Annotated in this window: 2 protein-coding genes; both read left to right on the top strand. The window is 72.7% G+C overall.

What is annotated here, in order from left to right; genetic code table 11:
- Positions 1–412 precede the first annotated feature (412 nt).
- Positions 413–4435: a non-ribosomal peptide synthetase gene (locus OG927_RS00820; RefSeq protein WP_330319503.1), complete on the top strand. Its 4023-nt coding sequence runs from the start codon at positions 413–415 to the stop codon at positions 4433–4435.
- Entirely contained in the window at positions 4435–13908 is a 9474-nt protein-coding gene (locus OG927_RS00815; RefSeq protein ID WP_330319502.1) for an amino acid adenylation domain-containing protein, read from the top strand. Before OG927_RS00820 ends, OG927_RS00815 begins: the two co-directional genes overlap by 1 nt.
- Positions 13909–13975: the final 67 nt, after the last annotated feature.

Below are 13975 nucleotides of genomic sequence, written 5' to 3'. Positions count from 1 at the left end.
CTGGCTTGCTCAGGACGAGCCAGAATAGCCGGGGCGGGCGGAGGCTTCCGCGACGCCCGGCGATGAAGCGGGGAGCGCGCGGATGCCCGCGTGCTGTGCCTGGAGGGTGTCGGTGTCCGAGGGAACTTCGGAATGCGACGATCCACCCAAGTGATCGGATCTCCTCCCCTCGGCCCGTCAGTGAACTGTTGACAGGCCGGATCAGCATGATCAATCATCGCGGGACGGCAGCCCTGATCGCCTCTGTTCGGTCGTGAGGCCGGTGCGAGCGGGGTAGCACCCGCCACACGGTCGGCATGAGGTCGATCCTGTGCACCAGCGGCTTCGCGGCTCGAGCTCACACCACGCAGCGGGGCGCGGGGTCGCGCGGTCCCCCCTCACGTACGCACACAGTCGGGAAGGCAGCCCCCCGGTGCCACACGCCTCACGCCATGTCAGTCCCCCCACGCCGGCGGCTCCGAAGCCGGTCGGGCGACGCGATCCCGGTGCCCCGGCGTCGATCAGGCCGGCCTCGTTCGCCCAGAAGCGCCTCTGGTTCCTGGCCCAACTCCCCAGTGGGAACGCCGCGTACAACGAGCCGCTCGCCTTCCGGCTCGACGGGCCGCTCGACTGCGACGCCCTGGCCCGCTGCCTCGACTTGCTGACGGAACGTCATGAGATGCTCCGGACACGCCTCGTGGAGCACGACGGGGAGGTGTGGCAGCACATCGACCCGCCCGGCGCCGGATTCTCCCTGGCTCTCGTCGATCTGACGAACAGTGCTGATCCCGACGCGCGCCTCGAAGCGCTCCGGTCGGAGGAGGCAGGCACCCCCTTCGACCTGGCCGCCGGCCCGCTGGGGCGCGGCCACCTGGTCACTCTGGGGGCAGGGAGCCAGGTACTCATGCTGACGTTCCATCACACCGTGTACGACGGACACTCGATGAGCGTCATGATGCGTGAACTCGGCCGGCTCTACGCGGCCCGGACATCCGGCGGGGCCGACCCGCTGCCTCCGCTCGCCATGCAGTACGCCGACCACGCGCAGGTCCAGCACGACGCCGTCACTGGCGGTGCTCTGGCCGGCCAGGAGTCCTACTGGCAAGGTGTTCTCGCCGGTACCCCCGCCGTGCTGGAGCTCCCCGCCGACCGCACGCGCCCCGCCGAGCAGGCGTACGAGGGCGGCCGGATCGAGTTCACGGTCGATCCCGCGACCACCGACGAGCTGCGTGCCATGGCACGCAGGCACGGAGCCACGCTCTTCGTGACCGTTCTGACCGGATGGGCGATCCTGCTCTCACGGCTCTCCGGACGCAGCGACATCGTTGTCGGCAGCCCGGTCGCCAACCGTCGCGGACCCGCCGCCGCAGGCCTGATCGGTTTTCTCGTCAACTCGCTGCCCCTGCGGGTCGACCTGTCCGGGTCACCCACGGTGACCGAGGCGCTGACGCGGACCCGCGCCGTCGTACGCGAAGCGCTCCGGAACCAGGACCTGCCCTTCGAGCGGATGGTGGAGCTGGTCAACCCGCCTCGCAGCGCCGCCCACACCCCCCTCTTCCAGACGATGTTCGCCTGGCAGCCGGACCGGCACGACCTCCTCGACCTGCCCGGAGTGCGGGTGCACCCCCTGCCGATCGGTCACGCTCCCGCCCGCTTCGAGCTGTCGCTGGTGGCGGTCGATGCCGGGGACCGCGTCCAGGGCCACCTGGACTACGCCACCTCGCTGTACGACCCGGCGACGGCGCGGCGCTGGGCCGGACACCTCGAACACCTGCTGCGGGACATGGCACGCGCACCCGAGCGGACCATCGGGGAGCTTGAGCTGATGGACGACGAGGAACGGCTGCGCCTGCTGCGCGACTGGGATGCCACCGGAGGCGTGCTGGAGCCCGCACCCCGTGCACCCGCAGGCTCGGTGACGCCGTCATCCGTCCTGGCGGCCACCGGGCTCGTGGAGCTCTTCGAGGCTCAGGTGCGCGCCCGGCCGCACCACACGGCCGTCGTCGGCACCGACGACACCCTCGACTACGCGGCCCTCGACCGCCGGGCCGGCCGCCTCGCCCACGCCCTCACCGCCCGCTCCGTGGGCCCCGGCGACGTGGTCGGCCTGCACGTCAGCCGCACGACCGCGCTGGCCGTCGGCATCCTCGGCATCCTCAAGGCCGGTGCCGCCTACCTCCCCCTCGACCCCGGGCAGCCGTACGACCGGCTCACCGCCATGACCGAGGACGCGGACTGCCCCCTGGTGCTGAGCGACCGTGCCGAGGACGGACGCCCCGGTCAGTGGCTGGACCTGGCCGCAGTCGAGGCCGAGGGAACCGACGAGCGGGCGACGGCCGGCATCGGCCACGCCCCTGACCGGCTCGCTTACGTGATCTTCACCTCCGGCTCCACCGGACGGCCCAAAGGCGTCGCCGTGGAGCACCGCAGCGTGCTCAACCTGTTCGCCAACTGGCAGTCCCGAATGTGCTCCGGACCCGGCGAGCCCGGCTCCGCCTGGTCCAGCATCGGGTTCGACGCCTCGGTCCACGAACTGCTGCTCCCGCTGATCACCGGCGGAACGCTGCACATCGTCCCCGAGGAGTTGCGCGGTGATCCGGCTGCCCTCATGACGTGGATGCGCGAGCACGGCATCACCCAGGCCTTCCTGCCACCCGCGTACGTGAAGTGGATCGACGAGGACCCCGCCCGGCGGCTGGCGGGACTCCGGCTGCGTACTCTGCTCACCGGCGTCGAGTCGCTCACCGAGGCCGCCCTCCACCGCCTGACCCGGCATCTGCCCGGTCTGCGGATCTGTTTCGGCTACGGACCCACCGAGGCGACGCTCTACAGCACCGCCTACTACGAGCCCGGTCCGCTGGAGCGGCAGTGCCCGGTGGGGCGTCCGCTCGGCAACACCCGGCTGTACGTGCTCGACCCGGATCTGCGACCGGTGCCGCCCGGCGTGGTCGGCGAGGTCTACCTGGGCGGTGACTGCCTCGCCCGGGGCTACCTCAACCGCCCCGACCTCACCGAGGAACGCTTCCTGCCCGACCCGTTCCTCCCCGGCGAACGCGTCTACCGCACCGGAGACCTCGCCCGCCGCCTCCCCGACGGCCAGGCCCATTACGCGGGCCGCGCCGACGACCAGGTGAAACTGCGCGGGTTCCGGATCGAACCCGCTGAGATCGAGGCCGCGCTGGGCACGCTCCCCGGTGTCCGTGAGGCAGTCGTCCTGGCCGACCCGGACGCCGACGGACAGCCCCGGCTCGTCGCCTGTGTCGGGAGGGGCGAGGCGGCACAGCGCACCACCCACGACTGGCGCACCGCGATCGGCCGCCTGCTGCCCGACTACATGGTCCCGGCCGCCTTCGTGGACCTGCCGGCCCTGCCGCTCAACCGCAGCGGGAAACCCGACCGGGAGGCGCTGCTCCTGCTCGCGCGCTCCCAGGCGTCCCGCGGGGTCAACGCGGCCAGCCCGCGCGACCACATAGAGCACGGCCTGTACCGGATATGGGGGGAGATCCTGCTCGCCCCGGACATCGGCATCAGCGACGACTTCTTCGAGATGGGGGGTACCTCCCTGTCCGCGATCAAGATGGCGCACCGCATCGCCGAAACGTTCGGCCGGTCCATACCGGTGGCCGAGATCATCCTCCGGCCCACCATCGAGGCACTCGGCGCAGTGCTGCGCGAGGAAGGGGCACCCGACGCCACCGGCAACGTCATCGAGTTCCGGGGTGGCACCGGCGCGCGCGTGATCTGCGTACACCCCGCCGGAGGCACGGCCTTCTGCTACCTGCCGCTGACCCGACTGCTGCCCGAGTCCGTCGCCCTGCACGGCATCCAGTCCTCAGGGCTGAACGCAGGCGAGAACCACCTGCCGGACGTCGAGGCGATGGCGGAGACGTACCTGCGGCTCCTGGAGCCCCTGGGCCCAGGGCCGCTCGTGCTGACCGGCCTGTCCTACGGCGGACTCGTCGCCCACGAGATGGGGCGCAGGCTCGCCCTGCGCGGCCGTACCGACGTCAGCGTCGTCCTGCTCGACACCCAGGCCACCGACGACCCGGCCGCCCGCGCCGCCATCGCACCCGTGGACATGGCCGAGTTCCGCGACAAACTGGTGCGGTTCAACGGCATGTACCCCGGTATCGAGGACGCCCAGGTGGAACGGTACTTCCACATCTACAACCACAACCGGATGACCGCCCGGGACCACGTCCCGGCCACCTCCGGTGCACGTGTCGTCCTCGCCCAAGCGGTGCCCGGGCGCGAGGACACCCCCTTCCACGCGGAGGTGCGCGACTTCTGGCGGCGCCGCTGCGCCGACCTCCGGATCGAGACCATGGACTGCGACCACTGGGAGATACTGGAAAGCGCCGAGGTGCCACACGTGGCGGACATCATCGCCGCCGAACTCGCGCACCACGCAGCTCCGTCGGTCACCGGCAACGTCCTTCCGGCCCGGGAGGCGTGATGCACGACCGCCCCCTCCAGCCTGCCGACGCACGCGCGTACTCCCCCTCCCCGGCCGTCCACCCGCTTCCGCCGGCCTCCACCCTGGCCGAGGCCGTGCTCGCCCAGGCCCGGCGCACCCCCGGCGCCCCCGCAGTCGAGGACGGAACGGTCGTCATCGACTACGCCGGACTCGACCGCCTCAGCGGCCGGGTGGCGTCCGGCCTGCGCGCCGCCGGCGTACGTCCTGGTCAGGCGGTCGCCGTCTGCCTTCCCCGTTCGTGGCAGCTCGTCTGCGTCATGCTCGGCATCCGCCGTGCCGGGGCGACCGTCGTACCGCTGGACCGTCTCAGCCCCGACCGGCGCCGCCGGCACATACTCGGCGACTCCGCAGCGGTGGCTGTCGTGCACGCGGCGTCGGACGGAATCGACCTGCCGGCCTCCCTCCCCGCACTCGACGTGGACCGGCTGACGGGAGGCGACGACGAACCCGCCGACGTGGCCACGCCCGGCGGACCGAGCCAGGGCGCCCCTTCCGAGGCCGCCTTCGTCTTCTACACGTCGGGGACCACTGGCCTTCCCAAGGGCGTCGAGGTCACCGACGCGGGCGTGCTCCGGCTGGCCCGCGCACGGTATGTGATGGAGGGTCAGGACACGCGCTACGGCTGCCTGTCCAACCCCGCCTTCGACGCACTGAGCTTCGAGGTCTGGACCCCGCTGCTGACCGGCGGCGTCTGTGTCGTCCTCCACGACGAGGTGGTGCAGAGCCCCACGCTGTTCGCCGCCGCCCTCCGGGACCTGCGCATCGACTCGATGTTCATCACCGTGTCCCTGTTCAACGCCGTCGTGGCGGCGGTGCCCGACTGCTTCGCCACCGCCGGGCGGGTGCTGATCGGCGGCGAGCAGCTCAACGCCCACGTCGTGCGCCGCTGGTACGAGACCAACCCGGGCAGTGCCACGGTCCTGTTCAACGCCTACGGACCCACCGAGGCCACCACGTTCGCCCTGTGCCACCCCATCGCCCGGGAGTCCGTCGCCGACACCGTCCCCATCGGTACCGCCCTGCCCGGTACCGGAATCCTCCTGCGCACCCCTGACCGGCGTGTCGCCGAACCCGGTGAGACAGCCGAACTCCTGCTCGCCGGCGAGGCGCTGGCCCTCGGCTACCGCAATCTTCCCGAGGAGACCGAGCGGCGCTTCGTACTCCTGCCACGAGCGGAGGGCGGCGAGGAGCGCTGGTACCGCACCGGTGACCTCGTACGGGCGGACGAGGAGGGCCGTGTCACCTACCTCGGCCGCGCCGACCGCCAGGTCAAGGTGCGCGGCTTCCGTATCGAGCCGGGGGAGGTGGAACGGCACCTGCTGGCCCACCCCGCCGTGCGCCAGGCCCACGTGTGCAGCCGGCGCGAGGACGCCGACCAGCACGAACTGATCGCGTTCCTCGTGCTGGGGGGCGACCTCTCCTACGGGGCCTACGAGCAGCATCTCGCCGACACCCTCCCGGCGTACATGCGCCCCCACCGCACGCACCGGGTGGAACGGATCCCCCTGAACGCCAACGGCAAGGCGGACGAGGCCGCCCTGCTCGACACCGCACGGGCCCAGACACCCTGGCGTGGCGAACACCGCGGCGACCAGCCGGCCACCGCCGCCCAGCGGGAGATCCTCGACCTCGCCGCAGAAGTGCTCGGTGTCGCGGAGCTGCACCCGGCCGACCGCTGGATACCCAGCGGCGGGGACTCGCTCAAGGCGCTGCGCCTGCGGTTCGACATCCAGCGCCGTTTCGGCGTGGACGTCCCCCAGGACCTCGTCCTACGGGCCGACTTCGCCGCCCTCGCCGACGCCGTGCACGCCCCCGACGCCGCCGGTGACATCCATCCGCCCGTCCCCGTCGCCGCCCCCGGCCCCACCGCGCCCGCCTCCAGCGAGCAGGAACGCCTGTGGGTCCTGCACGAACGTGACCCCGAGGACGCGGCCTACGACGTCCCACTCGCCTTCGCGATACGCGGGACCGTGCGCCTCCCCGCGCTCCGGCGGGCGGTACGGACCCTGGTGGAGCGCCACACCTCGCTGCGCACCCGCCTCCTCCCGACCGCGCAGGGACTACTGCAGGAGGTGGCGGCCCCCTACGACCCGTGGCAGCCCCGGGAGACCGGTGCCGACGAGCCGTGGCAGGCCCCGGCCGCCCGCTTCTTCTCCCACCGCTTCGACCTGCGCTCCCCGCACATGTGCCGGGCCACCTGGCTGCCGTCCGTGCCCGCTGACCCGGCCCGAGGCGCTGCGGACGGAGGGACCCTGCTGCTGCACCTGCACCACATCGCTGTGGACGGCTGCTCGCTCGGTATCCTCCTGCACGACCTCAGCAAGGCGTACGACGCGGCGTACGACGGCGACGAGGGTGCCGAACCCTCTCCCACGCAGGGCCCGGCCACGACCGTCGCGCAATTCGCCCACTGGCAGCGGACCTGGCGCGCGACCCCGGCCTACGACGAACAGCGCACCCGCCTGCGCGCGCACTACGAACAGGGCGCCGAGGCCGCGCCCGCCGCAACGGAGCCCCCCGCGCCCGCCCGGCCCTCGGCCCGGCTGCTGCGTGCCACCCTCGACACGGCACGGCGCGGTGCACTCGACCGGCTCGCCGCAGAGCACGGCCAGACCCGCTTCCAGCTGCTGCTGTCCGCGTACGCCTGGAGCCTGTACGGCGTGACCGGCCAGACCCGGCCCCTGGTGGCCGCACCGGTCGCGAACCGCCCCCGCCCCGAGTTCGCGGACACGGTCGGCATGCTCGCGAACACCGTGCTGCTGCCCCTGGACATGGAGCCGGAGGCCCCGCTGCGCGTCCTGCTCGGCCGGCACGCGGCGATGTCCGAGGAGGTCCTGCGAGGACAGGAAGTCCTCCTCGCCGACGTGGTGGCGGACCGGCCGGCCGGCGCCCGAGGCGACCTCTTCGACTACCTGTTCGTCCAGGAGAACACCGACTTCTCGGCCCTGCGCCTACCCGGCTGCACCGTCGGCCCGCTCTGGCCCAGCCCGCTCGGAGCCAAGTGCCGGATCACGCTCTCGGTCGTCGAGCACGCCTCCGGACTCGACTGCCTGTGGGAGTACCGGGAGGACGTGGAGGAGGAGGAGGTGAGGGCAGCAGCCCGACTCCTCGGACAGGCCATCGACCTGATGGCCGAGGGCGCCGACGTCCGCCTGCGCGACCTGGTGGCCCCGTACCGCCGTACGCTCCCCGAGCACGGCCGAGGACCCGAACCCGCACCGGGGTTCACCACCGTGGCCGAGGGTTTCGAACACCAGGTGCGGCGCACCCCCGACGCCCCCGCTGTCGCGACGGGCCGCACCACCCTCAGCTACGCCGAACTCGACGCACAGGCGGCCGTGCTGGCGGAGCGGCTGCGCCCCTACCTGCCCGAGGATCCGGCCGCCCCGGCGGCAGTAGCCCTGTACCTGGAGCCCTCGGTCGAGCACGTCGTGTCACTCCTGGCCGCGGCCCGGCTCAACCTCACCGCCGTGCCACTCGACCCGTCGTACCCGCCGTCCCTGCTGCGCCAAGTGATCGCCCAGGCCGCCCCCGTGTGTGTCCTGGTGGCACCGGAGCGCGTCGACGCGCTCGACACCCTCGCACCCGCGAGCCTGCCTCGCCACCCGCTCGTGTGTCAGGCGGACCCCCCGGCTGCGGAGCCCGCCCCAGGACACCGGGCGCTGCGCCCCCTGTACACGCTGTTCACCTCCGGCTCCACCGGAACACCCAAGGGTGTGCAGGTGCCCGACCGGACCCTGTGCAACCTGCTGTCCTGGCAGCGCGACCACGGCGGACTGGCCGCCCCCGCCGTCACCCAGCAGTTCTCCATGCTGTCCTTCGACGTCTCCTTCCAGGAGATCTTCACCACCCTGTGCTCCGGCGGACTCCTGCGCCTCGTCGACCCCGCCTGGCGGCAGGACATGCCCACTCTCCTGGACCAGTTGGAGAGCACAGGCGTCGAGCGCCTCTTCCTCCCCTACGTCGCATTGCAACTCCTCGCGGAACACGGCGTACGGACGGGCCGCCACCCCTCCCGGCTACGCGATGTCATCACCGCGGGTGAGCAGTTGGTCTGCACCGACGCGATCCGCCGCTGGTTCGCCGGACTGCCCGCGGCACGCCTCTTCAACCACTACGGCCCCACGGAGACACACGTGGTCAGCGGCCTGTGCCTGGAGGGTGACCCGGCCCGATGGCCACTGCGTCCAGCCATCGGACGGCCCGTCTCGGGCGCCCTGCTCCGGGTGGTGGACAAGGACGGCCACGCCGTTCCTCCGGGAGCCACCGGCCACCTGTGGCTCGGCGGCCCCATGGCCGGGCGTTGCTACCTGGACGACACCGGGCTGAACCGCACCCGTTTCGTGGACGACCCCGAGGCCGGCACCTTCTACCGCAGCGGCGACCTCGCCCGTTTCGACCGCCAGGGCCTGCTGCACTACGCGGGCCGGATCGACGACCAGGTCAAGATCAGCGGACACCGCCTGGAACTGGGCGCGGTCGAAGCCGCGCTGCTGCAGTACCCCGGAGTGACCAACGCGGTCGTCACGGAGACGCACGGCTCCCTGGTGGCCTGCCTCCAGGCCGACCAGGACCCCGACATCACCGAGCTCGACCGCCACCTGAGCGCACTGCTCCCGCCGCACGCCCGCATCAGCCGCTTCCGTCGCCTGACCCGGCTGCCCCGCACACCCAGCGGAAAGGTGGACCGCCAGGGTGCCCTGTCCGCCCCCGGGCACGAACTGCGCTCCCGCGACGAGGCCGCCCCGGCACGCTCCGCGCTGGAACGAAGGCTCACCGACCTGTTCCTGGCGGCCACCGGCCGAAGCCCCGGTGTGCGGCAGCGCTTCTTCGAAGCGGGAGCCACCAGCCTGGACCTGATGCGCTTCCAACTGCGCTGCGCCGGCGAGGGCGATCTGCACTTCGGCGTGCCGGAGCTGTTCGAGCACGTGACGATCCACTCCCTGGCGCGCCTGATCGAGGAGCGCGGTGCACAGGCGGCCGACGATGGCGATACCCCTGGAACCCCTACGTCGGCCGTGCCACCCGCCACCCCCGGCCCGGACCGCTCCACGCCGGTCCCGGCTGTCCCGGACAGCGGTCGCACACGCCCCGCCCCCGCAGACGAGCCCGTCGCCGTCATCGGCATGGCCGTCCGCCTGCCCGGCGCCGTCGACCTCGCCGCCTTCTGGGACCTCGTCACCTCCGGCGGGCGGGGGATCGAGGACTTCCCGACGGCGGACGGACTGGTGGGCGCCCGCAGCCAGATGGACGGGCTCGTCGCCTTCGATCCCGGCCACTTCGGCATCAGCCCGCACGAGGCCCGGCTCATGGACCCGCAGCAGCGGCACCTGCTGATGGCCTGCGTACAGGCGCTCGCACACGCCGGCATCGCCGACGCCGGCGCCGGACGCGTCGGACTTCTCGCCGCGTGCGGCGAGAACACCTACTTCCAGAGCCTGCTGCGGGAGGCCGACCCCGCCGCACTGCCCGACTCCTTCCGGCTCGCCCTGCACCACGAGAAGGACTTCCTGTCCACCCGGGCCGCCTACCACCTCGGCCTGCGGGGACCGGCGCTCACCGTCCAGTCCGCCTGCTCCAGCTCCCTCGTCGGCGTCCACCTCGCCGCCGGCCTGCTGCGGCAGGACGACGCCGACGTGATGCTCGTCGGCGGCGTCCTCGTGGACCGTGAGTTGACGGACGGGTACACCCACCGGCCGAACCACATCTTCTCCCCGGACGGCCACTGCCGTCCGTTCAGCGCGGACGCCGCCGGGACCGTCGGCGCCAGCGGTGTCGGCGTCGTCGTACTCAAACCGCTCGCCGCTGCCCGCCGCGACGGCGACACCGTCTACGCCGTGATCACTGGATCCGCCGTGAACAACGACGGCGCGGACAAGATGAGTTACAGCGCGCCCTCGCTGGCCGGACAGCGAGCCGCGGTGAGCACCGCCCTGCGCCGCAGCGGCCGTGCCGCCGCCGAAGTCGGCTACGTGGAGGCCCACGGAACCGGCACCCGCCTGGGCGATCCGGTCGAAGCCGCCGCCCTGCGTGCCGGATACGGACTGGCCGACGACGCGGGACTCGCCCTCTCCTCCGTCAAGAGCCAGATCGGGCACCTGGGCGCGGCCGCCGGTGTGGTAGGACTGGTGAGGGCGGTGCTGGCCGTGCACCACGGCACCATTCCGCCGACCGCCGACTTCGACCGCCTGAACCCGGCCATCGACGCGGGCCCGTTCCGGATACCGGTGGCGGCACAGCCCTGGCCCCACGCCACGCCGCGCGTCGCGGGCGTGAGCAGCTTCGGCATCGGCGGGACCAACGCCCACCTGCTGGTGGAGAGTCCGGCCGGTACGGACACGACACCGCAGCCGCGCGACGAACCTGTCCGGTTGCCCCAGCCCTGCCTCGTACTGTCCGCCGAGTCGCCCGCCGCCCTGTGCGCGGACGCCCACCGGATCGCCGCCTACCTCGGCACCCACCCGAGCCGATACGCCCAGGTGCTGCGCCACCTCCAGGCGGGCCGGCCCGTACGGGCGTACCGGGCCGCCGCCGTATGCGAGGATGCCGAAACGGCCGTCGCCTGGCTGCGTGCCGTCGACCCGCAGGCCGTGCAGCCGACCGGCATCCCGGCATCCGGCAGCGAGGCGCAGGAGCTGGCCACGGCACGGACCGCCGGTCACACCGTCAACTGGACGCCCGGCCCGGCACCCGCGCCCTGGGACTTCCCACCGCCCGCGTTCGACCTGGCGGACTACGACTTCCCGCGCGAGAGCCCCGCGCCGCGGACACCGGCGTACACCTCTGCGACACCACCGACTCCGACACCTGCGCCGGTGCCCGGCCGTACCCCGGACCCCCAGCGGCTCCCTGCCGACCGGTGGATGCACCAGCCGCAGTGGACGCGGCTCCGCAGGGCCCGGACCGACGAGTCGGCCGTGACGCGGACCGCCGTCATCGTCGCAGGCGGGCGGACGGACCCGGCGGCGTGGCGGGAACTGGAGCGACGCTACGCACGAGTGGTGTGGCTGGCGCCCGGCAAGGACCTCATCCGGATCGACGACGACCACTACGAGGCGGACCCCGCCGACGCCGGGCACCTGGCGGCCGTGCTGGCCGAGGCGAGCGCACCGGGCCCGGCGGGCACCGCCGTCGACTGGCTGCACGCGCTGCCCCTGGCCATCGACGGAGACGTCGGCGAGCGGTCCCTCGACACGGCGCGGTGGGCCTGCCTCGACACTGTCGCCGCCCTGTCCCGGGCTGTCGCGGACGTCGTGCGGACGCACGGCCGGGAACGGGACCGGCCCCGGGTGTGGCTGCTGTCCTGCGGCGCCCAGCCGGTCACGGGCCCGGTCCGGCGCCCGGAGGCCGGTCTGCTGGCAGCCGCGACACAGGTACCGAACCAGGAACTGGGCGCTGAGCTCCGCTGGTTGGACCTGCCCGGCCCCGATCCCACCGCTTGGTCGGCGTTCCTGCCCGACCTCCTCCTCGACGCCCCGCCGGAGACGTCCGTCGTCGCCTTGCGCGACTCCTTCTGGTGGCACCGCGCCATCCACCCCGTGGCGGCCCCGGACTCCACGCTCAGGACAGAAGCGGACCACTCCCGTGAAGCGTGGGCGTGGGGGACTGGCACATACCTGGTCCTCGGCGGCACCGGCGGCATCGGTGCCGTCATCGCCGCCCGAATCCTCCGGCGTCCGGAGAGCCGACTCGTCCTGCTGTCCCGCAACGCCCTGCTCCCGCCGGCCCTGACACCATGGAGCCACCGGATCACGCTGGTGCGGGCTGACCTCGCCGCAGAGGAGACGGGTGATATCGCGGCTCGCCTGGCACCGCACCTGGACAGTGGCCTGGCCGGCATCGTGCACGCGGCCGGAACGGCCGCCGGAGGGCTGATCGCGTTGCGCGAAGCGGAATCCGCCCGCGCGGGGACGGACGCCAAACTGCGTGGCGCCCTGCTCATGGAGCGGCTCATCGACGCGTACGACCCGGGCCACGCCGTCTACTGCTCGTCCATGGCCTCCTTGTTCGGCGGCGTCGGACAGTTCGACTACGCCGCGGCCAACGGATGCCTGGACGCATTCGCCCATTACCGGGCGGGCAACGGCACGAGCCGCACCGTCCGCACGGGCATCGGCTGGGACATCTGGCGCGAGGCCGGAATGGCCCGGAGCGCGCTCGGCCACGACGAACAGCACCGGAGGCACCTTCTGACCGGCCTGACCTCCGACGAAGGCGCGGCCGTGTTCGAGCAGGCCATGCGGCTGCAACTCCCACACCTCTGGGTCAACACCACCGACCTCTCCCAGGCCCGTAGCTTCTACGAACGCCCCCCGACCGCCGGCGTGGAGACGGCACGAGGCCCAGCGGAGGGAGCGCAGCCGACACCGCACCTGCCTCCGGGCCGCGACCGGGTCGCGCAACTCGGCGACGTCGTCGCCTGGTTGCTCGGTGTGGACGACGTCGGGACGGACGTGTCGCTGTACGACCTCGGTGCGGATTCACTGATGCTGCTCGAACTCGTGGACCAGATCAAGCAGCGCTTCGGCACAGACCTCGACCTCTCCCGCTTCAGCCACCGGGTCAGCGTGGCCGAGATCGCCGACCTCGTCGACGCCACCGCCGCGGACGCCGAACGATCCGCCACCCCGGATCCCTCGGTGCAGGTCGAGGTGTGGCAGCGAGGCGTCGCCGGTTCGGACGTGCTCTGTCTCGTCCATCCGGTCGGCGGCGACATCCAGGCCTACCGCCCGCTCGTGTCCGCCCTGGGCGACCGGCTCACCGTGTGCCTGATCGCGGACCCCGCACTGCGCGCGGCGCCGGACCGGCCCGGCGTGAAACTCGCCGACCGCGCCGCACACTACCTGGACGCGATCCGCGCCGAGCTCGCCGGAACCGACGGGCGACTGTTCCTGGCCGGTTGGTCCTTCGGTGCCTGGATGGCCCTGTCGATGGCCGCCCATGCGGAGGAGCACGACCGACCCGTGGCCGGCCTCTACCTGCTGGACCCGCCACCGCCCGGCGCGGTCGCGGCGGTCGCGGCCTACGACGATCAGCAGATGGACGCGGTCTTCGCCCGCGAACTCGGCGGCAACCGTGCGGGTGGGTTGAGCGAGAGCGGACGAGACTACGCCGAACGCCTGGCCCGGTGCTGCCGTATCAACCTGGTGGCCATGGCCGGCCATCGGCTGCCATGCCTGAGCCGCACCCCGAGCTCCCTGTGGATCGCGGAACGCACCGTCCCGGACGTGCCGTCGCTCGCCCCGGAACCCGTGCCGAACGAAGAGTGGGACGCCCACCTACCGTCGCCGGTACGCGCACACCGCATCGACGCGGACCACTACACGCTCGTCGCCCCGCCCCACGTGGAGTCCGTGGCCGCCGTCATCCTGCAGGACGCGGCCGCTCCCGGGGAAGAAGCGGGGGGCGGGCACCGGACCGACGCCGACACGGCACTCCGGACCCCGCGCTGACCGTCACCACCACCGTTCGCACCCATCGCGTCACGCACGAGTGACATCGACCACGAGCAGAAGAGGT

The sequence above is a fragment of the Streptomyces clavifer genome, from assembly GCF_036345975.1.
Classification (GTDB): domain Bacteria; phylum Actinomycetota; class Actinomycetes; order Streptomycetales; family Streptomycetaceae; genus Streptomyces; species Streptomyces clavifer.
Note: the sequence above shows the minus strand (reverse complement) of the source record. Positions and strands in the feature narration are given on the sequence as shown.